Raw genomic sequence first — 24,681 nt, 5'->3', positions numbered from 1 at the left:
TTGGTATCTGTGTGTTGCAGTTTAAAAGAAGATGATTTAAACAAACTCCAAGAGACTATCAAGCCTTTCAAACATTTTTCCACCTTAAAATACTAATACATTAGCACCGCCCTTGATTCTTTGCCCACTATATCACAGATAGCGCATGGGTTAATCGCTATTCTAGAATAACTCTAGTCAAATACCTTCTCCTTAGTTTATTCCCCCAATATGACAAAATGATTTTATCTGATGCGAATGCGGCCCAAAGTGAGACAGAAAGCGAACCGGCTAAACACCCCCTACCCGCTTCATCAATGCCTAGAGTCATTTACATAATTCTCAATATTTTCTTTAAAATCTTTGAAAATAAATTTAATGTTCAAAATTTTAATTTTTTCTTGAATGTTTTGTCCCAAATGATCATCGCTTGATATTAAAATGCATTTCGCATTAGCTCCACCAAAAATTTGAGCGTTAGTAGATAAATTGGCTAAAACCCCTTTATCTTTTAATCCCCCACTCTTGCACTCTATAATATAGAGATTTTTACCATCGCTAAAAGCCATGTCAAGCTCAGCGTAAATAGGGTGCTCATTCCTTTGAGTATCAGTCATGCTTTCAACGCTCAAACGCATATTCAAGCGTAAATCATAAATCACTTGTTTATCTAGCAAATCTAGTAATTCAAAATAAATATATTCTTCAAACCAACCCCCTATAATGTATTTTCTAAAATCATCTTCATTTTCTGAATATTTAAGCTTCATTTCCTTTCCGTCTATATTCACGCAAACTTGATGGTCTTTGTAAAGCAATTTAAGGTTATTGTCGCAGATTTTTATCGTTTTGTCTTTAGAATAACTATTATTAATTCTTTGATAGAGTGGAATAATTCTTGAACGATGTTCATACAATAAATTGCTTAAAGCCGCATGCTTGCCAAAAGCAATATCGTTTTTATTAGGGATTGGGATTTCCCAAATTTGTTTAGTAAATTCCACCCATTCCTCTTGAGTCAATTGGCTTTGTTCTTTTTGCTCTTCTGTGGGTTGTTTGGGCTTGCCGTCTTTGACAAACACGCCGATAAATTCTATAGTATTTTGCGCATAAAAATTTCTAGGATAAGGGTAGCTCCCAAACATCAATCTTTTAGTAGGATTGGCGCGTTTCCAAATATAGACATCTAGCAAGAACATTTTAGGCTTGTTTTCTAGCGTGTTGTTTAAATCATGCAAAATGGAGTGCTGAATATCAGCATGCAAATCAAAAATATGGCGGTTATAGTGCGTGTTTAAAACCTTTTTAAGCATGGGCATTAAAGGCGCATTAATGCATAGCTTACCATTGGGTTTTAACGCTCTGTAGCACTCAAGCCAAACTTTTAAAAGACCTAAAAGATAATCTTCATATTTTTCTAACGCCCCTAAATCTTCAACATGTTGAGTTGAATGCTGTAAGTCTTGTGTGCCATTTTTCGTGTAATCTTTGATGTTGAAATAAGGCGGGCTTGTGATGATCAAATCCACGCTATTATCTGGCACTTCATTCATGTTGGCACTGCTATGATAAAACACTTTATTGATATTCAATCTTATTTTTACCTTTTATTCAACTTCAATGGGTTTCACAGAGATAATTTTACAATGAAATGGGGGTATTTTAAAAAAATGAGTCAGTCAAGGCAATCTAAATTTTCAATAAGCCAAACTCCCTAACGCTCTCGCTTAAAAGGTAATCGTCTTCTAGTAAAAAAATCTTTTTTTGCATGAAAGTATTGTAGCGCTTAATTAAAGGGCTTTGTTATAATACCCTTTCATGTTTTTAAAGAGCGTGATAATGAAAACGAACGAAGCGCAATTTTATGAAGTTTTAGAAAACCTTTTCATAGGCGTTAAGATTGAAGACCAGCAAGAAAGCCTTTTAGATTCTAGCCCTAGAGCCATGAAAAACGGCATGATCAACCTCATGAAGGCTAAAAGCCAGTATTACCACCATAAAAAACAAGAATTAAAAAAACTCATTGATTCAAAATGCCAAAACAACAACGATCTCAAAGAAGAATTGTTTGACAAACTCTATAGCTTTTTCAAGCGTTATTTCAGCGCTAATGGAGGGATTTATTTCAACGACACGCCCCTTTACGATGATCTTTATACCAAAAGCGATTATGAAAAATGCTCCCTTAAAAAAGACACCGCTTTATTTTATAAAACCAAAGATCTTTATTATGTAAAAAGCGAAACGAATTATAAGGATTTTTGCTTTGAATTAGAGGGTATTCTTTTTAATTTTGACGCTTCTTTACTAGAAAGCAAAAAGTATAATGAAAAAGTGGAGTTAGTCTTTGATTTAAAAGATATAGACACAAAAACTAACACCTTAAATTTTAGCGTTACTCTTAAGAGCAATAATAGCCAAACCAAAACGAATGAAATCCTAAAAGAATGCTCCAATCAAGGCGTCAAACTTGATGAAGAAGTGTTAAAAAAAGCGTTTGTGAAATTCAAAAAACAAGGCAGCATGGATTATTTCATCCATAAAAACGCGCTAGGGTTTTTAAAAGAGCAATTGGATTTGTATCTGTTTGAATACCTTTTTAAAGAAATGACTGCATTTGATGCTAAACGCCTTAATGAGATCAACACCATTAAGGAAGTGGCGTTGCAAGTGATTGTATTAGTGAGCGAATTTGAAAACGAACTTTGTAAGATTTGGAACAAACCCCGCTTGGTGTTAAACTCGCATTTCATTGTGAGCCTAGACAAATTAAAAGCCAAAAACTACGATTTGAACAAGATCACAAGCCACCCAAACTACCCCAAACAAGTTAAAGAATGGCAAGACTTGAATTTAGAGATCGCAGACAATCTTTTAGAAAACGAGTTTTTGCCCCTAGACACTCTTTATTTTAAAGATTTAGAAGAAGAGGTTAAAAGCTTATTCAGCGAAGATGAAATCAACGGCACGCTCATTAAAAGCGAAAACTACCAAGCCCTAAACTCCCTTAAAAACCGCTATAAAGAAGCCATTGATTGCATTTATATTGATCCGCCTTACAACACGCAAAACAATGAATTTGTTTATGCGGATAATTTCAAACGCTCCAGCTGGCTTTCTATGATGGAAAACCGCCTGGAGCTTGCGCATGCTCTATTGAGTGATAAAGGCGCGATGTTTGTGAGCATTGATGACAACGAACAGGCTTATTGTAAAGCGCTCATGGACGAAGTGTTTAATGGGGGGGGGGGGGATAACTTTGTAGCGAATGTGGTTTGGCAACGCTCCTATTCGCCTATTAATTTAAAAAAACATTTTTCCAATAACCATGACTATATTTTAACTTATGCAAAAAACATTGAAAACTTGCATGATTTTACCCTTGAACGCACAAGCGAGATGAATGCACGCTATAAAAATTTAGATAACGATGAAAGGGGCGTGTGGAAATCCTCCGATTTGTCAGTTGGACCGGCTATTGAGCGTAATATTTACCCCATTTTTAACCCCTACACCAAGCAAGAAATATACCCCCCGCATGGTTATTCATGGCTTTTTTCACAAGAAAAATTACAAGAATTGATCGCTGATAATCGTATCTTTTTCCCCAAAAGCGGTAGGGGTGTGCCATGCTATAAACGCTTTTTAAGTGAAGTCAAGCAAGGCGTAACCCCCATGAGCTTATGGACTTATCAAGAAGTGGGACACACTCAAGACGCTAAAAGAGAAATCAAAAAGCTTTTTGAAGGGCAAGCCCTTTTTGACACCCCCAAACCCGAAGCCCTACTCCAACGCATTTTAGAAATCTCTACCCAAGAAAACGATCTCGTGTGCGATTTTTTCGCTGGGAGCGGGACGACTTGTGCGGTGGCGCACAAGTTGAAGAGAAAGTATATCGGTATTGAAATGGGGGAGCATTTTGAGAGCGTGATTTTGCCTCGCCTTAAAAAGGTCATAGGCGGTTTTAAAAGCGGCGTGGCTAAAGAATTTAATAAAGGTGGGGTAATCAAAGTTTATGAATTAGAAAGCTATGAAGAGATTTTAAGAAAAATCAAGTATGAAGACAACGACAAGCCCCTAGCTTATGATGAACAATACAGCGATTTAGTGGAGCGTAAAAACGAGTCTTACACGCTCAATATAGAAGCGCTAGAAAAAATGGGGGTGGATATTAAAGAAACTTTAGAAAATTTACACGGCGTTGGAGTGGAGTTTTTCAATGAAAAGGTGGTGAAGTTTAAAGGGAATGATAAAGAAATAGAAATTTTAAAAGCCTTAAAAGAAGCGCTCATTTGGTAAGGAGAAATCATGGCAAAGAAAAAAGATTTAACCACCGATAACGAAATTTTTGTCGCTCAAAAACTCGCTGAAGAGGAATTGAATATTAACGAGATTAACGATCCGTTAGAAATGTTAGACTTTAAAAGCTTTGATAATAATAAGGAGCTTTTAGATTACCAACAGCAAGCTTTGATCAACGCTTTTAGAGTGCTTGTCGCTTATTTTAGGGATTTCAAAGAAAATAAAAAAGAATTTTTCGCGTTTTATCAAAAACATTATTCATTCGCTAATTGCGATTTCGCTAAAAAGAAACTCAATCCTTTGTTAAAGAGCCATTTTAAGGTAGAAAATCATTGCGTGCGTTTTGAAAATTTTATCAACCGCTTAGCCTTTTACATGGCCACAGGGAGCGGTAAAACGATTGTCATTATCAAACTGGTAGAGCTTTTAAGCGTGGCTATAAGAATGGGTTTGATCCCTAAGAAAAATATCATGTTTTTTAGCGCGAACGAGCATTTAATCAAGCAATTTAAAAAAGAAATTGAAAAATACAACCGCAATAAGGACTTTTCCAAGCAAATTGATTTCAAAAGCCTTAAAAGCGTTACTAATAAGGATTTTTACCGCGCTCCAAAAGATTTTTTCATAGAAAAAATCGCTCTTTTTTATTACCGCGCGGATTTAATGAGCGATGAAGAAAGCAAGGAAAACCTTTTAAATTATAAGGATTGTTGGGATAATGGGGAAAATTATGTGATTTTAGATGAAGCGCATAAGGGGAACAAGTCTGAAAGCAAAAGGCAAGCGATTTTTAGTCTGTTATCTCAAAAAGGGTTTTTATTCAATTTCAGCGCCACTTTCACCGAAGAGAGCGATCTCATCACTGCGGTGTATAATTTAAGCGTGGGCGAGTGGGTGAAACTTGGCTATGGTAAAGAGTCTGTTTTATTGAAGAAAAACAATTTAAACGCTTTTAAGGAATTGAAAGATTTAAACGATAGGGAAAAAGAAATCGCTCTTTTAAAAGCGTTATTGCTTTTAGGCATGCAAAAACGCTATAAAACAGAAGGCTATTTTCATGACCCTTTAATGCTCGTGTTCACGCATTCTGTGAACGTGGAAAACAGCGATGCGGAAATCTTTTTTAAAACTTTAGCGCGCGTGATTGAAAATGACGATGAGAGCGATTTTTTAAAGGCTAAAGACGATTTATTAGAGGAATTAAAGGAGCCGGAATTCCTTTTTAGCGATGGCAAAGATAAAGAAAAAGAATATAAAATTGAGGTTTTTAAAGAGAGTTTAAACGAGATTGATTTTAAAGGCTTAAAAGAAGAAGTTTTTTATGCCAGTAATGGGCATATTGAAGTGATCATTAACCCTAAAAACAACCAAGAAATCGCTTTCAAGCTCAACACGAGCGATAAAGTCTTTTGCTTGATTAGAATAGGTGATATTACAGAATGGATCCGTGAAAAATTAAAGAGCGTGAAGGTGGTGAGTAAGAATTTGAGCTTTAAAGAAGAGAGCTATTTCAGCCAGATTGATAAGAGCAGTATCAATATTTTAGTGGGGTCTCGCGCTTTTGATACTGGGTGGGATAGCACAAGGCCTAGCGTGATTTTATTTTTAAATATAGGGCTTGATGATGACGCTAAAAAGCTGGTGAAACAATCTTTTGGCAGGGGCGTAAGGATTGAAAGCGTCAAAAACCAACGCCAAAGGTTAGCGTATTTAGACATAGATGAAGCCGTTAAAGAAAAGTTGAAACCAAACGCTGCAATGTTAGAAACGCTTTTTGTGATACCCACTAACCATGCAAGCCTTGAAGCGATTTTAAAGTTCCAAAAAGAGAGCGAGAATGGGGGCGAAAATAGAGGCTCATGGCATGAAATCAAATTAGAAAAAACGCCCATAAAACACGCCTTATTCGTGCCTTGCTACCGAAAAGAACAAACCAACGCTCTTAAAATTCCTCCAAGCACTTCGTTTAAAATGAGCGAAAAAAATTTTAAGGATTTAAAAGAGTATTTTCATTTAATGAGTGAAAAGCATTTTATTTTAAAGCATGAAATTTATAACCCTAACGATTACGCGCTGTTAAAAGACATGATACAAAAAGAGCATTTTAAAAAGGTATCAACCTGGCATTATAAAGATTTAGATGACTTGATTTCTATCCTTAAAAAGAGGCTATATCTCAATCAAAAAGTGCCTAAAGACGAGTTTAACGCCCTAGATAATGAGAAAATCGTGCATTTTAAAAGGATTCAAGTTAAGGCGGGTAAAAAAGAAGCATTAATGAAAACCATCCAAGAAGTGAAAGAGTATACGCCTTTGGATAAAGAAACTTTAAGAATGAAAATCGCGCAAGGCGAGATCGATCCTTATGATACAGAAAAACACAAACAAGACAGAACGTTCAAAGTTGATGAAGCAGAGCTGTTAAAACTTAAAGAGCATTACTACACTCCGCTCATTAAAGCCAAAAACTGCGATTGGCTTAAGCATGTGGTTAAAGTAAAGAGCGAGAGCGATTTTTTAGAAGAATTGTTAAAGATTACCGAAACGCTGCAAGAAAACTATGATTTTTGGGCGTTCAGCAAGATTGATGAGCATTTAGACAATTTGTTTATCCCTTATATAGACAACAGCACTGGAGAAAGGAAATTTTTCCCTGATTTTATCTTTTGGCTGCAAAAAGGCGGCACGCAGATCATTTGCTTCATTGATCCTAAAGGGAGCAAACACACTGATTACGAACGTAAGGCAGATGCGTATCAACTTTTTGAAGATAAAATTTTTAACCCTAAAAACAATCCCAATCTCAAAATCAAAGTGGTTTTAAAATTTTATGGGGATAAGGATGATGTGGGGGAGCGTTATAGGGATCTTTGGATTGAAAAAGGGAAACTAGAATATTTTTTTCTGGATTTAAAGGATTAGCCTGATTTGATTGAAAGGGGTTAAAAAGGCGCTTGAATAGCCTTGAATAGAGCGCTAGTTTTTCACATCGCTTAAAAACACATGCCTTAAAAGTTTGGCTTCGCTTAAAAAAGCGTTTTTCAACACCGCGCTTTTATAAGTGTAATGATCTTCAACGCTTGAAACTTCGCCCACAAACACCCCCGCTCCAAAAATCCCATCTAGCCCGCTCGTTAGCACCTGATCGCCTATATTAATTTCAGCGCTAGGGACAATGAAATCCACGACTAGTTCTTGCTTGAAATTAGTCCCTATAAAGCCTAGCACTTGATTTTGGCCTATCATCACGCTATAAGCGCACCGCTTGTGAGCGTTCAAAAACCCATTCAAGCGCCCTTTTTCTAACACCGCAATGCCTATGGCTTGGTTGTGAGAAACAAGGCCATAAATCTTGTTTTCTTCTAAATTTACAATAGGTTTGAGAGAAACGCTGCGCGTGTCTTCTAAACTGATGAATGAAGTCATAAAAGTAGGGGTATAAGTCATTTTTGGATTTTCTAAAGGATAAACGCTATTCAAACGCTCTTTCAAATCGGTGTTTTCTAGTTTTAAAGCTTCTAAAATCAAGCGTTCTTTTTGAAATTCCTTAATGTTTTGGGCTTGAAAAAAATACGCTTGAACGTTGTCTAGTAAGCTGTTTTTAGTGCTCATCAAGGCGTTTTTAATCCGGTCGCTGATATAAGAAGAACTGCCTTTAATGTCTAAAAAATAAAAAATAAGAAAAATCCCTAAAAGCCAAAGGAATTTGAAATAAAAGCGCATGCATTATTCACTAAAACCCACACGGCTGAGTAAATCCAAATCTTGTATGGCTTCCCCTGTGCCTTTGGCTACCGCCAATAAAGGCTCATCGCCCACATACACAGGGAGTTTAACCATATCGCTTAAATACTTGTCTAATCCCTTAATCAAAGCCCCACCGCCGGTAAGCACCACGCCATTTTGCACAATGTCTCTCGCTAAATCCGGTTTCACCTCTTCAAGCACGCTCCTTAAAGCGCTAGAAATCTCCCTCACCTGATCTTTAATGGCTTCAAACACATCATCAGAGCTCAATTCAATCGTGTGCAACAGCCCGCTCACTTGATCCCTCCCTGACACTTCCATCGTGAGAGGCGGATCCAGTTTGATCGCACAACCGATTTCAATCTTAATCTCTTCGCCGGTGCGCTCCCCTATCAATAAATTGAATTTCTTGCGGATGTATTCCACGATGCTTTGATCCAATTTATCCCCGGCCACTCTAATGCTTTTAGACAGCACCAACCCCCCCAAACTGATCACGCCAATTTCAGTCGTGCCACCGCCAATATCTACGATCAAACTCCCTTGCGGTTCTTTCACCGGTAAGCCTGCTCCAATCGCGGCTGCCATAGGCTCTTCAATCAAAAAAACTTCTCTAGCTCCCGCGCTTAAAGCGCTCTCTTTAACCGCATTCCTTTCCACGCTTGTCAATCCATAAGGCACACACACCATGATACGCGGTCGGATCCATGTCTTTCGTTTGTGCGCTTTTTCAATAAAGTAGCGGATCATTTTAGCGGTAATGTCATAATCGGCGATCACGCCATCTTTCATGGGGCGAATCGCTCTGATGCTGTTAGGGGTTTTGCCCAGCATTTCCTTAGCCTCGCTCCCCACTGCCAAAATGTCATAAGCTTTAGAATCAAACAACCCCATGCGTACCGCCACAATAGAAGGCTCATTGATAATAATGCCCTGCCCTTTGACCAACACGATCGTGTTAGCCGTGCCTAAATCTATGGCAATATCATGCGAAAACAAACCGATTAATTTGCTAAAAATCATGCCCTTTGTGATCCTTTGTTATTAAATTGAATTGAATTGATAAGCGTATTCCTTAAGGAAAGATTTTAGAATGCGTTTTAGCGATGATCAAAGGTTCAGCTTGTTTCAAAACGCAATCTTTAGTGATACGCACTTCTGATCCCTTAAGCTTGGGTAAATCAAACATGATATCCAAACAAAAATCTTCAATGATCGCCCTTAAGCCCCTGGCCCCCGTTTTTCGCTCTAAAGCGAGTTGAGCGATTTCTTTAATGGCTTCTTCTTCAAAAATCAAATCCACTTCATCCATTTTGAAAAGTTGCTGGTATTGCTTGATGAGGGCGTTTTTAGGTTTTTGTAAAATATCCACCATCGCTTCTAAGCTGATGCTATCTAGCGTGCTTAAAACCGGCAAGCGGCCAATAAGCTCAGGGATAAGCCCGTAAGTAACCAAATCATGGGTTTGGACTAAATGCAAGATCGCTTCTTGCTCTTTTTTGCTCATCTTTTCTTGAGTGAAACCCAACACATTTTGCGTGGTGCGTTTTTTAATGATTTCAGCTAGTCCGTCAAACGCTCCGGCGCAAATGAATAAAATATCGCTCGTGTCAATTTGAATGAAATTGCCCTCAGGGTGCTTTCTGCCACCTTTAGGGGGGATATTCACTAAAGAGCCTTCAACGATTTTCAACAACGCTTGCTGAACGCCCTCGCCAGAAACGTCTCTAGTGATGGAGCGGTTTTCTGACAAACGGCTGATTTTATCAATCTCATCAATAAACACAATGCCTTTTTGGGCTTTTTGGACGTTCCAATCGCTCGCTTGCAACAATCTTGTGAGGATATTTTCCACATCTTCGCCCACATAACCCGCTTCAGTTAGGCTAGTCGCATCGCTAATGGCGATAGGAATATCCAAATGCTTGGCTAGAGTTTGCGCCATTAAAGTCTTGCCTGAACCTGTAGGACCGATCAGTAAGATATTAGACTTGCTCAACTCCACTTCTTCTAAATGCTCCAACTCTAAATCGCTGTCTTGGTTGTCTTGTTTTTTGAGTTTTTCTTTAAAAGACAAGCGTTTGTAATGGTTATACACGGCCACGGAAAAAACCTTTTTGGCCTGCTCTTGCCCTATCACATAATTATCTAAAACCGCCTTAAGATCTTTAGGGGCTGGAATGTGAGAGAGCAAAAACTCTTCTTCATGAACGCTTGATTCCATTCTCCTTAATCGCTCTCTTTTGAGTGTTAATAAAGAATCCACTCTGTCGTATTTGTGCAATCCCTCATGCATCACATCTATACAATATTCGCACACGCACACATCTTTATTCAGGTTGCTCGCAAAAATAATGCGGCGTTTTTTGGGATCTCTTGATTCTGGTTTTTTGCAAAAACTGCAATAAAGCGTTTCGTTCATGTTATTCCTCTTGTTTTTCTTCGCTAGAATATTCGCTTGACTTATACGCCACGCCCCTAGAACTCTCTAAAATAAAAGAGCAAATCTCTTTCACAAAAGGGTTATTGGCATGCTCTTCTAACTCTAATTTAGCGCTCTCTCTTAAAGAGGGGATAGGGCGGAACAACCTCTTATAAAGTGCATGGATGAAATCAATATCCTTACTCTCTAGTAATTGGCGCATCCTGTGGCGGTTTAACCCCCTAATAAAAGCGCGATTGCCCTCTACGGTGCAATAAGGCGGCACATCTTTGCCTAAAGCGCTCTTACCGGCTATCATGCACCCTTTAGCGATACGCACAAACTGATGGATCGCTGTAAGACCGCCAATATTGACATAATCGCCTATTTCAATATGCCCTGCTAAAGTTACGCCATTAGCAAAAATGCAATGACTGCCAATCACGCAATCATGGGCGACATGCACATAAGCCATGAGCAGGTTTTTATCCCCAATAATGGTTTTTTTAATCCCCCCTTCAGTGCCGGGATTTATCATGCAAAATTCCCGAATAAGGTTGTCTTCTCCAATAATCAGTTCGCTGTATTCGCCCTTATATTTTAAATCTTGAGGCTGTGTGCCTAGCACGGCAAAAGGAAAAATTTCGGTGTTTTTCCCAATGAAAGTATGCCCTTGTAAGGTTACATTGTTATGGAGTTTCACGCCATCATTGAGCTTGATATGATCCCCAATAACGCAAAATTCCCCAATCTCTACACCCTTGCCAATCTCTGCTTTAGGAGAAATAATAGCTGTTTTTGCAATTTTACTCATTTTTTAATCTCTCTCTGCGATCATGGCTTTCAATTCGGCTTCAGCGACCACTTTGCCATCCACTTGAGCCGTGCCGCCCACTTGCCAGATCATGCCCTTATGCTTTAAGACTTCTAAATGGTATTCTAATCTGTCGCCTGGGGTTACAGGAATGCGGAATTTAACCTTGTCAATCGTCATGAAATACACGATTTTTGTTTTGGCTATTTCAGGGTCAAACCCCCACATGCTAGTGAAAGCCAAAAACCCTCCCGTTTGTGCCATGCCCTCTACGATCAAAACGCCCGGGAAAATGGGTTTGTCAGGGAAATGCCCGTTAAACACGTCTTCATTAAAAGTGATATTCTTATAAGCGACAATTTTTTGATTGGCTTGTAATTCTATGATTCTATCCACTAAGAGCATGGGATAACGGTGAGGTAAAATCTGTAAGATATGCTCTATAAAAAATTGAGATTGTAAGTTTTGATGGTTTTGTTCCATAAAATAAACTCCTTGTTTTGGATTCAATTAAAGCGCCATTTTTAGCGTTGGTTATCCTATAAAAATAACCGCTATTATACCATAAGAAAACCGCTCGCTTGTATTTGCAAAAAACGCCAACGCATTGCGCCATAAGCTTAAAGAAACGCTTTACACAGACACCGCTCATGCGTCATTCATGCGTGTGGCTTAGAATATTCTCTCTTAAATGGTAGTGCGGGTATTTGTTAGAATCCAAAACCACTTGCCCCATGAGCTGTTTGTCCAAATTGAAAATTAAAGGGGCTAAATAATTCACCGTAGAAAGCTCAATGGGGGTTTGAACGACCATGATATTAGCGACTAGAACGCTCTTGGCTCCCTCTAATTCTAAAAGGATTTTTAAGGGGGTAGGCACTTCAAATTCGTATTTTCTTAAAGCAAAGGGATTGACCAGCGTGAAAGACACCACGGAATTGTCTTCTGCGCTATTCAAACGCAAAAAGATTTCATCAACCTTTTGCAAGTGCATTTTATGAATGGTTTCAAACCCTAATATAGGCGCTTTCACATCAAAAATCATAGGCGATTGCATTCCCTTTAAAAAAGCACAAAATCTTCTCCTTAAAGAATAAAAGACCGCCTTAAAACCAGCGCTCAATGATTTCTAAACTAAAAATCTGTATTATATCAAACAATTTTGGTAAAATCAATTTTTGCTAGTTTTGGGTATAATTCAATGACTGAATAACGATGGAAGTTTAACTGAATAATTATAAAATATAACTAAGGAGTGAGAGATGAGCAAAATAAAACCACAAATCAAGAAAAATAATCTCAGCAAATCTCATTTTAGCGATGGGTGGCACCTTTTTGGTGCGGCTGGGCTTGATTTGGAGAAATGGTGCTGACATTATTCGGTGGGAATAAGAAAGATAAGAAAAAATAACCATGAGTTATTCAAAAATTTAATTTTATAAGACAGGTGGCATGCGTTTAAAACATTTTAAAACTTTCCTTTTTATCGCAATGGCAATCATTGTGATAGGCACCGGTTGCGCGAACAAAAAGAAGAAAAAAGATGAATACAACAAACCGGCGATTTTTTGGTATCAAGGGATTTTAAGAGAAATCCTTTTTGCTAATTTAGAAACAGCGGACAATTACTATTCTTCCTTACAAAGCGAACACATCAATTCCCCCCTTGTCCCAGAAGCCATGCTAGCTTTAGGGCAAGCGCACATGAAAAAGAAAGAGTATGTTTTAGCGTCTTTTTACTTTGATGAATACATCAAGCGCTTTGGGACGAAAGACAATGTGGATTATTTGACTTTTTTAAAATTGCAATCGCATTATTACGCTTTCAAAAACCATTCTAAAGACCAGGAATTTATCTCTAATTCTATTGTGAGTTTAGGCGAATTTATAGAAAAATACCCTAACAGCCGTTACCGCCCCTATGTAGAATACATGCAAATCAAATTCATTTTAGGGCAAAACGAGCTCAATCGCGCGATTGCGAATGTCTATAAAAAACGCCACAAGCCTGAGGGCGTGAAACGCTATTTAGAAAGGATAGATGAGACTTTAGAAAAAGAGACTAAACCCAAACCATCGCACATGCCTTGGTATGTGTTAATTTTTGATTGGTAGGATATTTCAAAACCATACAAATTTATAACAGAGAGATGAAAAATGACTGAAGATTTTCCTAAAATTCTGCCTTTATTGGTAGAAGAAGACACCTTTTTATACCCCTTTATGATAGCCCCTATTTTCTTACAAAATAACGCGAGCATCAAGGCAGCAGCTTACGCTAAAAACAATAAATCGTTAGTCTTTATTGCATGCCAAAAAGACAAATTGAACGACAATGAAGCCCCTTATTATGATGTGGGGGTGATAGGCTCTGTCATGCGTGAAGCCAACATGCCTAATGGGCGCGTGAAATTGCTCTTTAATGGCATCGCTAAGGGGCGTATTTTAGAGCCTGCTAAAGAAAACGAGCAAGGCTTTTTGGAAGCTCAAATAAGCCCTATTGAATATTTAGAATACGATAAAGAAAACATTCAGGCTATCGTGGAAGTGTTAAAAGAAAAGGTGATCACTCTAGCGAATGTCAGCTCGCTCTTCCCCCCAGATTTGATCAAGGCTTTAGAAGACAATGACGATCCTAACCGCATCGCTGATTTAATCGCAGCGGCCTTGCATTTGAAAAAAGATCAAGCGTATTTTCTTTTTGCCAACAACAACACCGAGCAGCGCTTGTTGGATTTGATTGATATTGTGATAGAAGAGACTAAAACCCAAAAACTCCAAAAAGAAATCAAATCCAAAGTCCATCAAAAAATGGAGCAAACCAATAAGGAATATTTCTTAAAAGAGCAGCTCAAGCAAATCCAAAAAGAGCTTGGCACAGACAAACAGCGAGATGAAGATTTAAACCAATACTACCAAAAACTAGAAAGCATCAAGCCTTTCTTAAAAGAAGAAGCGTTTAAGGAAATCAAAAAGCAAATTGACCGACTGAGCCGAACCCATGCGGACAGCTCAGATAGCGCGACTTTGCAAAATTATGTTGAAACCATGCTGGATGTGCCTTTTGGGCAATATGAAAAAAAAGCGCTAGACATTAAGCATGTCAAAGAGCAATTGGATAACGATCATTATTCCTTAAAAAGGCCTAAAGAGCGCATTGTGGAATACTTTGCCACCATGCAGCTTTTAGAAATGCGCCACAAGAAAAAACCGGAAAAAAAAGACAAAACTAAAGGCACGATTTTATGCTTTTATGGGCCTCCTGGCGTGGGTAAAACGAGTTTGGCTAATTCCATTGCTAAAGCGATAGAGCGCCCTTTAGTTCGGATCGCTTTGGGGGGATTAGAAGATGTGAATGAATTAAGAGGGCACAGACGCACTTATATAGGCTCAATGCCCGGGCGCATTGTCCAAGGGCTTATTGAAGCCAAAAAGATGAATCCGGTCATGGTTTTAGATGAAATTGATAAGGTGGATAGGAGCGTTAGGGGTGATCCAGCGAGCGCTTTATTAGAGATCTTAGACCCTGAGCAAAATATCGCTTTTAGGGATCATTATGCGAATTTTAGCATTGATTTGTCGCAAGTGATTTTTATCGCTACCGCTAATAATATTGACAGGATTCCAGCCCCTTTAAGGGATAGAATGGAATTTATCAGCGTGTCTAGCTATACGCCTAATGAAAAAGAAGAAATTGCTAAAAACTATCTCATCCCCCAAGAATTAGAAAAGCATGCCTTAAAGCCTAGCGAAGTTGAAATTAGCCATGAGTGTTTGAAACTCATTATTGAAAAATACACCAGAGAAGCGGGCGTTAGGGATTTACGAAGACAGATCGCAACGATTATGCGTAAAGTGGCTTTAAAATACCTAGAAGATAGCCCGCACAAAAAAGGGCGAACCAAAAGAGGCGAAGACAAAGAAGATAAAAATAAAAAAAGCGAAAACAAAGATTTCTGCGTTTCTGTCACGCCCAGCAACCTTAAAGAGTATTTAGAACGCATGGTGTTTGAAATTGACCCCATAGATGAAGAAAATAGAATCGGTATCGTCAATGGTTTGGCATGGACTCCAGTAGGCGGTGATGTGCTTAAAATTGAAGCGCTTAAGATTAGAGGCAAGGGGGAATTGAAACTCACCGGAAGCTTAGGCGATGTGATGAAAGAATCCGCCATTATCGCTTTTTCTGTTGTCAAAGCCTTATTGGATAACGAAACCTTAAAAGCGCCTAAAATCCCTAGCGAAACCCCTAAAGACGCAGAGGGTAAGAAAAAGAAAAAAGCGCTGAAAGTTTATAACGCTTATGATTTGCATTTGCATGTCCCTGAGGGGGCTACGCCTAAAGACGGCCCGAGCGCTGGGATCGCTATGGCGAGCGTGATGGCGAGCATTTTGTGCGATAGGGCTACAAGAAGCGAAGTGGCAATGACGGGCGAATTGACTTTGAGCGGGGAAGTTTTACCCATAGGGGGGTTGAAGGAAAAATTGATCGCTGCTTTTAAAGCCGGCATTAAAACCGCTCTCATTCCTGTCAAAAATTACGAAAGGGATTTAGATGAAATCCCTGCTGAAGTGCGAGAGAATTTAAACATCGTTGCGGTGAAAAACATCGCTGAAGTGTTAGAAAAAACTTTGCTTTAAAATTTGGCATGAAAGCAGGCATTATTGGTTTAGGGCTTATGGGGGGGAGTTTAGGGTTGGCTTTGCAAGAATGGGGGCGTTTTAAAAGCGTTATAGGCTATGATCATAACGCTTTGCATGCTAAATTAGCCTTGACTTTAGGACTTGTAGATGAATGCGTGGAATTTGAAAAGATTTTAGAATGCGATGTGATTTTTTTGGCCATTCCGGTTGAGGGCATCATTGCATGTTTGAAAAAAATGACTCCCGTTAAAAAAAGCGCAGCGATTATTGATTTAGGGGGCGCTAAAGTGCAAATCATTCACAATATCCCTAAAAGCATTCGTAAGAATTTCATCGCCGCGCACCCCATGTGCGGGACAGAGTTTTATGGCCCTAAAGCGAGCGTTAAGGGGCTGTATGAAAACGCTCTTGTGATATTGTGCGATTTAGAAGATTCAGGGACTGAGCAGGTAGAGATCGCTAAAGAAATCTTTTTAGGCATTAAAGCGCGCTTGATTAAAATGAAATCCAATGAGCATGACACCCATGTGGCTTATATCAGCCATTTACCCCATGTTTTGAGCTACGCTCTAGCTAATAGCGTTTTAAAGCAAAATGACCCAGAGATGATTTTATCCTTAGCGGGTGGGGGGTTTAGGGATATGAGCCGTTTGTCTAAAAGCTCGCCTTTAATGTGGAAAGATATTTTCAAACAAAACCGAGACAATGTCTTAGAAGCGATTGAAAAATGCGAAAAAGAAATCGCAAAAGCTAAGGCTTGGATAGAAAATAACGATTATGAAAGCCTTGCAGAATGGATGGCGCAAGCGAACAAACTCCAGGAGTTCATGTAAAATAATTTAAAATTTTGCATATTGTTGTTTTTAGGGGTGCGAGAAGCGAAATGGGGTATTTGGATTGTTTTTATGGATTAATAATTTAAAATTTTGCATATTGTTGTTTTTAGGGGTGCGAGAAGCGAAATGGGGTATTTGGATTGTTTTTATGGATTATAGGCTGTTTCAATTATAGGCTGTTTCATATGGATAGCATGGATTTACCCAGCAACCAGCAAACAACCATAAGAGATTATCTTAAACCCGGATCTATTGTTGTGTTTGCCATAATTGTAATAATAATTTCATCTCATTCCTCCAACGCCCATAAAACTTTTATCGCTTCTAATAAAAAACCAGTTTTAAGCCGTTTAGAAATTTGTTTTCTTAAACCTTTTATCCACAATACCGGTGTTTTACGGGCATTTTAAGAGCGGTTTTAATACTTCTTAGCGTTGTTAAAATACTTAGGCAATTCATTCAACTCAGCGTTTTTATTGTTCTTAAAAACCACTTGCTTTTCAACTTGCTCATATTCTTTACATTCTCTTCTCATTTTTTGTAAGGGATATTTTTGGTTGTCATTAGGGATGTAAAAACATTCGCTTTTAGCGTTTTCATAGCTATCGGTTAGGCTTATATCATAGTGGTACCAAAATCCGCTAGGGATAGCGATATTTTTAGAGCTAAAAGTCCTATAACCCTGTTTGATGATGGTGAGTTCTTCTACTAAAACTTGATGGTATTTCCTGGCCAAATTACGGCCCTCTTTTTCTATTAATAAAACAGAATGCCTGTTGGTGTTTTTGGCTTCAGGGGTGATATTAGTCATTCTGTAAGTTTCTCTTAAAGGGTTAGACGCAAAATCAAAAGAAGCGTCATTCGCCACAAAATGCCCCCTATCAAAACCGCTTCTTGTGTAATCTTGTGTCGTGGCTTGTTGGTATTTGGCTAATCGTGTGTCCGTTTTAAACTCATAGCGTTTTTCAATATTATTTTTATCCACTAAATCCCCAAACAACACGCTCACGCCATAAATAGGGTTTTTTAACTCGCTAGAATAACACACCGAATAAAAGTTATTTTTTAAGACTTTACAATCAATGTTAGTGAGAATGCCATTAATATAGGTCTTAGTGGGGTTAGCGCTATTTACTTGATCCTTGATTTCATTAAGCTTTTTAGTGGTGTAGCTGTTAATAGCCTTAGTGAAATTATCCAGCATGTCCGCTTGGAGCCAACCCATAGCAATCAGGCTAAAACAGAGCAGGTTTTTAAAGATTTTCATGTTTTGCTCCTTTTTGATTGGCTTGAATGCTACAACAATATTTTTAATCGTTTGTTTTTACCCACTAAATAGCCTAGCGCCTAGCGTTTTGATGCGTTAAACGGCGCGCATTGAATGATCAAACTTAAGAATAAAAAATTTCATTGTATTTTTTAGTGATCTTATCTATCCCCCATGCGTCTTCGTCAATATCGCCCAAGTTTAAATAGTCTTCGTTAGAGTCTAAAAGTGTGCAATAAATCCTTTTTTGCTCGTTTAAATCTAAATTTTGGAACTCTTCGCTATGGATTTCATCAATCTTACAATCGGCGCGTTTTAAAAAGCGCTCATTAAGATCGTTAAAGATTTTTAGGCATTCGCTCTTGCTTTTAGCGTTAAGGATTTGTTTTTTAACTTCTAAATTCACTTCTTTCAATTCAGCATAGACAAAACTCCCGCCCCCTTTAAAATCGCATTTTTTAGAAATGCCCCCTTGCTCGCCCTCTATGACTTTTTTTAACCTTTCTTTAGTGATCGTTTCTATATAGTCCATTTGCTCGATGCCAATGTAGCGGTGTTTCATTTTGTGCGCCACCGCGCAAGTCGTCCCGCTCCCGGCAAAAAAGTCTAACACGAGATCGTTTTCGTTGGTAGAAACCTCTAAAATCCTTTGGATTAAATCTTCAGGTTTTTGTCCTACAAAATCTACTGCTTCATTTGATTGTGAGTTTATAACAAAAATATCTATCCATAATGCATCTATAGGCTGTCCTTCATATTCATCTAAGAATTTCTTTTCTTGTATTCTTTGACTTTTATCTTTTGGAAAATAAAGCCTTTCATCATTATCAAGTTCGGCTAATTTCTCTTTAACCATTCTCCATCCTTTCGGTGGTGCTGTGTATCCTTTGTATTCATATATTAAATTAGCGGTTGGCAATCCGGGGTTTGCTAATGGATAAGGCATCCATAACTTTCCCTTATGTTTGCCTATCTCATCTATTCTGGTAAATCTCTTTTTAATATATTCTTGAGTATGTTTTGATTGTTTTTCTTTAATAATTTTTATTTTATAATTCTCTGTATTAGCATAAAGCAAAATACTATCATACGCCGTCCCTAACCTTTTTGTTTCATTTGCATTTCCAAATTTTCGTTTCCATACTATACAATTCACAAAATTCTCTCTCCCAAAAATCTCATCCATTAAAACCTTTAAATAAGCCTGTTCGTTATCGTCGCATTGCACAAAAATCACGCCATCATCGCTTAAAAGTTCCCTAGCCGCTTCAAGCCTGTTTTTCATAAACACTAGCCAAGAGCTGTGGTTAAAATTATCGTTGTAATTAAAGCTGTCATTACCCGTATTATAAGGAGGGTCAATGTAGATGCATTTCACTTTTTTAGCGAATTTCTTTTTTAAAGAATGGAGAGCGATCAAGTTATTGCCTTTGATAAGGTAGTTCGTGTTTCCATCTTTTAAAGCGTTTTTTAGATCGCCTTGTCCATGCATTTCAAAATTACACAACGCTTTTGGGTGTAAAAGCGTGTCAATTTCGTTTTTATGCAATATTTCATGGTAAAAAAGCTCGTCAGATTTGGTGCTGTTATCTTTAGCGTTACCGAGTAAAACATTGTCTTTAAAAGGGAAATGCAAAACGACTAGCTCGCTGGATTTGATAAAACCCCCTTGTGAAAATAAGCCTATTTTATTTTTAAATCGCGTGAAAGAGCGGTCTAATTCTTTTATTTCTAAACATTCCAATAACGCTTTTTCATTGAATACAAGCGAGTTAGCGATCGTTTTAAAAAAAGCGTTTTTATAGTCGTTAGCGTTTTCATGCTCAAGCATGAAAGTTAAAAGCTTTTCATCATGCTCTATAATTAAAGTTTCTAAGCGCTCTTTAGTGAAATGATTGATTAAAATATCTAGTAGGGTTTTGAGTGGGGTTTTTAACATTCTTTGTCCTTAAAAGTTTGATGGAAAGCGGTTTTAAAATCGCCATTGACTACGCTATTATGGAGCGTGAAAAACGGCAGGCCTTTTAAATGGAGTTTTTTGTTATGGCTTTTAAGCGTGGCGTTTTCTAGCATTTCTAAAAATTCTTTTTTCCAAGCGTTAGAACGCTCTAAATGCTCGCCTTTAGCTTCCATATAGCAAGTGAAGCCTAAAAATTCATCTTCATGCGTTTGGGCAAAAAGGATAAAATCCGGCTCAAAACCTTGCGCGTAAAAGGGGCTGTTTTCTATATCGCAAAAAACTTTTAATTCAGCAAAATGATCATTTCTTAAAACGCACCATTCTTTGAATTTCTTGTCTAAAACCTCTTTATGGTCGTTGATAAAACCTAAAAACTCCCTTTCTAAATCGCTGTCTAGTTTTCTCATGTCCTTAAAAAGCAGCCATTCGTAAAAGGGAATGTCTTTTTCCCATTCGCTAGCGCTAAGGCTTTTATTGTGCGTTTCAAATTCTTTTAGTTCTAACGCGCTCACCTCGTATTTATCTTGCTCTTTTAAAAGCGTGTCTTTTAAGTTTTCAATGATATAAACAGCGAGTTTTAAAAGGATTTCGTTGTTATCAAACTTTTGGTTTTTATGGAAGTTTGTTTTTAATGAAGAAACATACCGCTCTATAAATTCCACTTTATTGTTAAAGGCATGTTTTTTAAAAGCTTTTTTAAGCGTTTTGAAATCCAGGTTTTTTAAATTAAGGGCTTTTAAAAAATAGTTTAGGGGGATTTTATCCAAGGTGTGGGGTATATAATAAGTTCTATCGCCTTTATTTTCTTCTTTAAAATCCACTTTCTTTTCACGCACAATAAAGCCAAATAAAGGGACATGCAAGCTTTTGAGTGTGGCTTCAACAGGGTCTGAATAGTCCATATTAAATAAGTTTTTCTTTTTGTCTTTTGTGTTGCTCGCATAATAGCATTTGAAACGCTTGGTGGGCGTTAAAGGGATAGTCTGTTTTTCATTTACAAATCCTAATCCTAAATCTTGTAACTCGTTGTTTAATTTAGCGATAAACTCGCTGTCATAAACGGCATGGTAGTCTAACCTTTCTAGCGCGCTTAAGGGGTTGGAAAAATCAAACTTGCGTTGGTAAAATTCTATGCGGCTTGGCTTGAAATCGTTATAGCTAAAGGGGTAATATCTCGCTCCTCGCCCTATGAGCTGGGCGTCTTTAATGGTATCTTTTTGGCTCGCTTTATTTTTAAGCCTGACAATGTCAAACAAATTTAACACATCCCAGCCTTCATTGAGCTTATCCACGCTAAAAATCACTCTTTTAGGGTTGTCTCTGTCTTCTAGGGAGTTCAATAAAAGCATGCCTTTTTCTAATTCTTTTTCGTTGTTGGTGTTAATCTGGGTGCTTTTTTTGAATTTCGTTTGCAAGAATGCCACAAGGTTGGGGGTGTAATTTTTCTCATCAAAAAAGTTTTTAGCGTCTTTAAAAAAAGCGTTGCAGCTGTAATGGAAAAAATTTTCCAAATCTAAAGGGCTTAAATTTTCTAAAAAGGTATTGAAGCGCTCTTGATTTTTTTTACTCTCTTCAATCCTTTCGCTTTTAAACAAAATGCATGGTTTAAAGTTTTCAATATTATGGTGTTGGGCTAATAATTCTTTATACAAACTGGAAACGCATGCCCCTAAAAAGCGCGTTTCTAATTCTTTATTTTCATAAGAAAGGGAGTAGATGTTTTTGCAAAATTTATCTTCGCTAAATTCTTTTAAGGTGTAAGTTACCACTTTTAAGTTTTTATATTTTTCTTCAACGCTTTTTTCTTTAGGGATAGTGGCGCTAAATTCCAACAATAAATTGTCTTTATTTTGTTTTAGGGCCAATTTCACCACGCTTTCCCAGTTGCGTTTTTCACTAGCCTCACTATCATTTAATTTCTTTTTAGTCTCTGTGTTTAAATGGTGCGCTTCATCCGCTAAAAAAACTAATTTCTGATCTTTTAAATCCTCTAGGGTGATAGCGTTTTCTTTAGCTCTAGTGAATAGTGAAAACAAGCCTTGAATGGTGCTAAAATAAATGTTGATAGCGTTGTTATGGCTCTCGTTTAAATTATTGATGCTTTTAATTTCTGTGTTTTCGTCATTGATATTGATATTTTCACTAAAAAGGTATTTTGATGAAGCGCTGTCTGTAAAATTCAATTTCGTTTTTTCTAAAATGCTAGCGCTATTCACAAAAAAGATGAAGTTTTGATAGCCTTGCTTGTAGCATTCTAAAATCAAACCCGCCATCACTAAGGTTTTGCCGCTACCGGTCGCCATTTCAAACATGAAATGCTTTTGATCTGGGTTAGATTGGCGTTTTTCTAAATAACTATATATCGCTTGTTTTTGGTAATCTCTAAGCTCTTTTTTTAAATTACTGGTGATGTGGGTGGGTAGATCTATTTCTTCATTATTTGGCGTGCTATTAGGCGTGCGATCTTTTATCGCTGATTGGGGGGGGGGGTAACAGATGCGAATGAATCTTGCATGAAATCCCTTAAGTGAAAAGTTAGGGGAATTATAGCGTAAAGTTTTGAGATTGGTTTTTTAGGGTCAATAACTTGAATTTAAAATTAAATAAAGTTTTAGTTTTAATATTTAATGGAATAAAGCCCTTAAAATCAAAAGCGCTTCTTTTTCTTTGCTATAATCAACCTAAAAAAACCAATATTTTTAACCAAACAAAGGATTACGATGCAAGAGATTTTTTTATGCTCTATTTCTAATGTGCGCAGTGGGGATTGCAAGGAAGATTGCGCTTATTGCACGCAAAGCTCGCACCACCAAGGAGCGATCAAGCGCTATAAATTTAAAGATGAAAAAGTGGTTTTACAAGAGGCTAGGGCTTTAAGGGAGTTGGGGGCTTTAGGGTTTTGTCTGGTTACTTCAGGGCGCGAATTAAACGATGAAAAATGCGAATACATCGCTAAATTAGCTAAAGCCATCAACAAAGAAGAATTGGGCTTGCATCTAATCGCATGCTGCGGGCGCGCGGATTTGGAGCAACTAGAGTTTTTAAGAGATGCGGGCATTCACAGCTATAACCATAATTTAGAGACTTCGCAAAATTTCTTCCCTAAGATTTGTTCCACGCACACATGGGAAGAAAGGTTTATCACATGCGAAAACGCTTTAAGGGCGGGGTTAGGCTTGTGCAGTGGGGGGATTTTTGGGCTTAATGAGAGCTGGGAAGATCGGATTGAAATGCTTAGGGCGCTAGCTTCGCTCTCCCCACACACCACGCCGATTAATTTTTTCATTAAAAACCCGGTATTGCCCATTGATGCAGAGACTTTAAGCGCGGATGAAGCCCTAGAATGCGTGCTTTTGGCTAAAGAGTTTTTGCCTAACGCTAGGCTTATGGTGGCTGGGGGGCGTGAAGTGGTGTTTAAAGATAACGATAAAAAGGAAGCCAAGCTTTTTGAATACGGCATCAATGCGGTGGTGTTAGGGGATTATTTAACCACCAAAGGCAAAGCCCCTAAAAAAGATATAGAAAAACTGCTCTCTTATGGTTTGACAATGGCGACAAGCTGTCATTAATGAGAGAACTTTTTAAAAGCGTTAGAGGGTTTTTACGCCTTCTTAGAATGATTTTCCCCGAGCGTCTGAAAAACGCCTTTTTGGGCTTGAGCGAATTGTTTTACTACGCTTCTAGCTTGAGTTTTTATACGATTTTGTCTTTATCGCCTATTTTGTTGTTTGTGTTTAGTCTTTTTGTGTCTCATTATTTGCAAGCGCACAGCGGTGAAATGGAAGCCTTGATCTTCCCTAACGCCCCTAAACTCATTGGCGCGATTAAGGATTTTTTAGAAAATTTTAAAAAAACAGACATGACTTTAGGCACGCTTGAAGAGGTGTCTATTGTGGTGGCGTTGGTGCTTTTTTGTGAAAACTACCGCTCCATCGCGTCAAAAATTTTTCAAGCAAAGCCCAGAGATTATGCGCATTTTAAGGGTAAAGAAATCTTTTTATTTTGGGGTTTTGGCACGACTTTAGTGTTTTTATTCGCTCTGCCTTTGGTGGTGTTTTTTGATATTAAGATCCAAGTGTTTTTTGAAGATAAAGATTCAAATTTGTTGCATGTTTTAAGATGGATAGGCACTTACGCGTTTTTTTTGATCCTTTTTACCATTCCCACGAATAAGGTGTTTAAACATTATTTTTGGGTGTTTTTATGGGTGTTTTTTACGAGCGTTTCTTGGCATGTGTTAAAATGGGCTTTCACTTATTATGTGTTGTATAATCGCACTTACCATGAGCTTTATGGGAGCGTTTCTATTTTGTGGTTTTTGATGAGCTGGGTGTATGTGAGCTGGCTTGTGATTTTAATTGGCATGTATGGGTGTAAAATGTGCGACACGTTCGATCCTAAAGGAGTGTTTAAGAAATTTTTAGGCTTTTTTAAAAAAGAAACTTGATGAAAAAAGTTTTCTTTTAGATCGGTTCTAAAAATCTAAAACACAAAAACCATAAAACCCCCCAAACAACCCAACCCAAAAAAGTTAAAAACAAAAGAAATAAAAAAAACAACACCAGCGGAATAAAAGAATAAAAGAATAAAAGAATAAAAGAATAAAAGAATAAAAGAATAAAAGAATAAAGAATAAAAGAATAAAAGAATAAACCCCTTAAACAAACAAAAACAAGCGATCAATTAATGAAATCAGATAAAAACAAGATT

The 24,681-nt window shown here is 37.7% G+C and carries 18 protein-coding genes and 1 pseudogene; 9 read left to right on the top strand and 10 right to left on the bottom strand.

Going from position 1 to position 24,681, the window contains the following annotated elements; translation table 11 throughout:
- Positions 1 to 293: 293 nt before the first annotated feature.
- The gene (locus tag H7O61_RS02880) at positions 294 to 1,571 is read right to left on the bottom strand and encodes a DNA methyltransferase (RefSeq protein WP_187875089.1); all 1,278 of its coding nucleotides are present in this window, start codon (positions 1,569 to 1,571) and stop codon (positions 294 to 296) included.
- 247 nt (positions 1,572 to 1,818) lie between these two features.
- On the opposite strand from H7O61_RS02880, the gene H7O61_RS02875 reads away from it, so the two are divergent.
- Positions 1,819 to 4,278, top strand: coding sequence for a site-specific DNA-methyltransferase (locus H7O61_RS02875; RefSeq protein WP_187875088.1), 2,460 nt, complete (start codon positions 1,819 to 1,821; stop codon positions 4,276 to 4,278).
- 9 nt (positions 4,279 to 4,287) lie between these two features.
- Positions 4,288 to 7,203, top strand: a complete 2,916-nt coding sequence (locus H7O61_RS02870) for a DEAD/DEAH box helicase family protein (protein ID WP_187875087.1) — start codon at positions 4,288 to 4,290, stop codon at positions 7,201 to 7,203.
- A 54-nt stretch (positions 7,204 to 7,257) separates the two neighbouring features.
- Here H7O61_RS02870 and mreC read toward each other — a convergent pair whose 3' ends face one another.
- From mreC to fabZ, 5 genes are read right to left on the bottom strand one after another with little or no spacing between them, the layout of a single operon-like run.
- Positions 7,258 to 8,004: a rod shape-determining protein MreC gene (gene mreC, locus H7O61_RS02865; protein ID WP_187875086.1), complete on the bottom strand. Its 747-nt coding sequence runs from the start codon at positions 8,002 to 8,004 to the stop codon at positions 7,258 to 7,260.
- A gap of 3 nt (positions 8,005 to 8,007) precedes the next feature.
- Positions 8,008 to 9,051, bottom strand: coding sequence for a rod shape-determining protein (locus tag H7O61_RS02860; protein ID WP_000577756.1), 1,044 nt, complete (start codon positions 9,049 to 9,051; stop codon positions 8,008 to 8,010).
- 52 nt (positions 9,052 to 9,103) lie between these two features.
- Complete coding sequence (clpX, locus tag H7O61_RS02855) at positions 9,104 to 10,450, bottom strand: ATP-dependent protease ATP-binding subunit ClpX (RefSeq protein WP_187875085.1); 1,347 nt, start codon at positions 10,448 to 10,450, stop codon at positions 9,104 to 9,106.
- Between the two features lies 1 nt (position 10,451).
- Positions 10,452 to 11,264, bottom strand: a complete 813-nt coding sequence (gene lpxA, locus H7O61_RS02850) for an acyl-ACP--UDP-N-acetylglucosamine O-acyltransferase (RefSeq protein WP_187875084.1) — start codon at positions 11,262 to 11,264, stop codon at positions 10,452 to 10,454.
- Between the two features lie 3 nt (positions 11,265 to 11,267).
- The gene (gene fabZ, locus H7O61_RS02845) at positions 11,268 to 11,747 is read right to left on the bottom strand and encodes a 3-hydroxyacyl-ACP dehydratase FabZ (protein WP_187875083.1); all 480 of its coding nucleotides are present in this window, start codon (positions 11,745 to 11,747) and stop codon (positions 11,268 to 11,270) included.
- Positions 11,748 to 11,764: 17 nt separating this feature from the next.
- On the opposite strand from fabZ, the pseudogene H7O61_RS08045 reads away from it, so the two are divergent.
- Positions 11,765 to 11,962: pseudogene (locus H7O61_RS08045) on the top strand (flavoprotein oxidoreductase).
- On the opposite strand, the gene fliW reads toward H7O61_RS08045, so the two are convergent.
- On the bottom strand, positions 11,920 to 12,309 hold the full coding sequence (fliW, locus tag H7O61_RS02840) for a flagellar assembly protein FliW (protein WP_001861714.1): 390 nt from the start codon (positions 12,307 to 12,309) through the stop codon (positions 11,920 to 11,922). The pseudogene H7O61_RS08045 and the gene fliW sit on opposite strands and share 43 nt — an antisense overlap.
- Before the next feature lie 407 nt (positions 12,310 to 12,716).
- On the opposite strand from fliW, the gene H7O61_RS02835 reads away from it, so the two are divergent.
- The 4 genes from H7O61_RS02835 to H7O61_RS02820 all read left to right on the top strand — a co-directional run bounded on the left by H7O61_RS02835 (position 12,717) and on the right by H7O61_RS02820 (position 17,154).
- Positions 12,717 to 13,379 (top strand): outer membrane protein assembly factor BamD, encoded by a 663-nt coding sequence (locus H7O61_RS02835; protein WP_001237300.1) that lies wholly within the window; start codon positions 12,717 to 12,719, stop codon positions 13,377 to 13,379.
- A 42-nt stretch (positions 13,380 to 13,421) separates the two neighbouring features.
- Positions 13,422 to 15,905 carry an endopeptidase La gene (gene lon, locus H7O61_RS02830; protein ID WP_187875082.1) on the top strand — a complete coding sequence of 828 codons (2,484 nt, stop codon included), beginning with the start codon at positions 13,422 to 13,424 and terminating at the stop codon, positions 15,903 to 15,905.
- A gap of 8 nt (positions 15,906 to 15,913) precedes the next feature.
- Positions 15,914 to 16,741 (top strand): prephenate dehydrogenase, encoded by an 828-nt coding sequence (locus H7O61_RS02825; RefSeq protein WP_187875081.1) that lies wholly within the window; start codon positions 15,914 to 15,916, stop codon positions 16,739 to 16,741.
- 188 nt (positions 16,742 to 16,929) lie between these two features.
- Positions 16,930 to 17,154, top strand: coding sequence for a hypothetical protein (locus H7O61_RS02820; protein WP_187875118.1), 225 nt, complete (start codon positions 16,930 to 16,932; stop codon positions 17,152 to 17,154).
- An 8-nt stretch (positions 17,155 to 17,162) separates the two neighbouring features.
- Here the strand turns inward: H7O61_RS02820 and H7O61_RS02815 are convergent, their stop codons facing one another.
- From H7O61_RS02815 to H7O61_RS02805, 3 genes are all read right to left on the bottom strand, one after another.
- Positions 17,163 to 18,011, bottom strand: a complete 849-nt coding sequence (locus H7O61_RS02815) for a DNA/RNA non-specific endonuclease (RefSeq protein WP_187875080.1) — start codon at positions 18,009 to 18,011, stop codon at positions 17,163 to 17,165.
- Positions 18,012 to 18,135: 124 nt separating this feature from the next.
- Positions 18,136 to 19,950 carry a site-specific DNA-methyltransferase gene (locus H7O61_RS02810; protein ID WP_187875079.1) on the bottom strand — a complete coding sequence of 605 codons (1,815 nt, stop codon included), beginning with the start codon at positions 19,948 to 19,950 and terminating at the stop codon, positions 18,136 to 18,138.
- Positions 19,944 to 22,475, bottom strand: coding sequence for a DEAD/DEAH box helicase family protein (locus H7O61_RS02805; RefSeq protein WP_187875117.1), 2,532 nt, complete (start codon positions 22,473 to 22,475; stop codon positions 19,944 to 19,946). Before H7O61_RS02805 ends, H7O61_RS02810 begins: the two co-directional genes overlap by 7 nt.
- 216 nt (positions 22,476 to 22,691) lie before the next feature.
- On the opposite strand from H7O61_RS02805, the gene H7O61_RS02800 reads away from it, so the two are divergent.
- Together H7O61_RS02800 and H7O61_RS02795 are read left to right on the top strand one after the other, a co-directional pair.
- Positions 22,692 to 23,540, top strand: coding sequence for a biotin synthase (locus H7O61_RS02800; protein ID WP_187875078.1), 849 nt, complete (start codon positions 22,692 to 22,694; stop codon positions 23,538 to 23,540).
- Positions 23,540 to 24,418 (top strand): YihY/virulence factor BrkB family protein, encoded by an 879-nt coding sequence (locus tag H7O61_RS02795; RefSeq protein ID WP_187875077.1) that lies wholly within the window; start codon positions 23,540 to 23,542, stop codon positions 24,416 to 24,418. The genes H7O61_RS02800 and H7O61_RS02795 overlap by 1 nt, the downstream gene beginning before the upstream one ends.
- Positions 24,419 to 24,681 lie beyond the last annotated feature (263 nt).

The sequence above is a fragment of the Helicobacter pylori genome (assembly GCF_014496965.1).
Lineage (GTDB): Bacteria > Campylobacterota > Campylobacteria > Campylobacterales > Helicobacteraceae > Helicobacter > Helicobacter pylori_CZ.
The sequence above is the reverse complement of the archived record's forward strand: the minus strand, read 5'-3'. Positions and strand labels throughout refer to the sequence as shown.

Bases quoted from the DNA above. Each gene is read 5' to 3' on its own strand.
- H7O61_RS02815 (WP_187875080.1), bottom strand. From the start codon at position 18,011: ATGAAAATCTTTAAAAACCTGCTCTGTTTTAGCCTGATTGCTATGGGT.
- lpxA (WP_187875084.1), bottom strand. From the start codon at position 11,264: ATGAGTAAAATTGCAAAAACAGCTATTATTTCTCCTAAAGCAGAGATT.
- lon (WP_187875082.1), top strand. From the start codon at position 13,422: ATGACTGAAGATTTTCCTAAAATTCTGCCTTTATTGGTAGAAGAAGAC.
- H7O61_RS02825 (WP_187875081.1), top strand. From the start codon at position 15,914: ATGAAAGCAGGCATTATTGGTTTAGGGCTTATGGGGGGGAGTTTAGGG.
- H7O61_RS02795 (WP_187875077.1), top strand. From the start codon at position 23,540: ATGAGAGAACTTTTTAAAAGCGTTAGAGGGTTTTTACGCCTTCTTAGA.
- mreC (WP_187875086.1), bottom strand. From the start codon at position 8,004: ATGCGCTTTTATTTCAAATTCCTTTGGCTTTTAGGGATTTTTCTTATT.
- H7O61_RS02875 (WP_187875088.1), top strand. From the start codon at position 1,819: ATGAAAACGAACGAAGCGCAATTTTATGAAGTTTTAGAAAACCTTTTC.
- H7O61_RS02810 (WP_187875079.1), bottom strand. From the start codon at position 19,950: ATGTTAAAAACCCCACTCAAAACCCTACTAGATATTTTAATCAATCAT.
- H7O61_RS02800 (WP_187875078.1), top strand. From the start codon at position 22,692: ATGCAAGAGATTTTTTTATGCTCTATTTCTAATGTGCGCAGTGGGGAT.
- fabZ (WP_187875083.1), bottom strand. From the start codon at position 11,747: ATGGAACAAAACCATCAAAACTTACAATCTCAATTTTTTATAGAGCAT.
- H7O61_RS02860 (WP_000577756.1), bottom strand. From the start codon at position 9,051: ATGATTTTTAGCAAATTAATCGGTTTGTTTTCGCATGATATTGCCATA.
- fliW (WP_001861714.1), bottom strand. From the start codon at position 12,309: ATGATTTTTGATGTGAAAGCGCCTATATTAGGGTTTGAAACCATTCAT.
- H7O61_RS02870 (WP_187875087.1), top strand. From the start codon at position 4,288: ATGGCAAAGAAAAAAGATTTAACCACCGATAACGAAATTTTTGTCGCT.
- H7O61_RS02835 (WP_001237300.1), top strand. From the start codon at position 12,717: ATGCGTTTAAAACATTTTAAAACTTTCCTTTTTATCGCAATGGCAATC.
- H7O61_RS02820 (WP_187875118.1), top strand. From the start codon at position 16,930: ATGGATAGCATGGATTTACCCAGCAACCAGCAAACAACCATAAGAGAT.
- clpX (WP_187875085.1), bottom strand. From the start codon at position 10,450: ATGAACGAAACGCTTTATTGCAGTTTTTGCAAAAAACCAGAATCAAGA.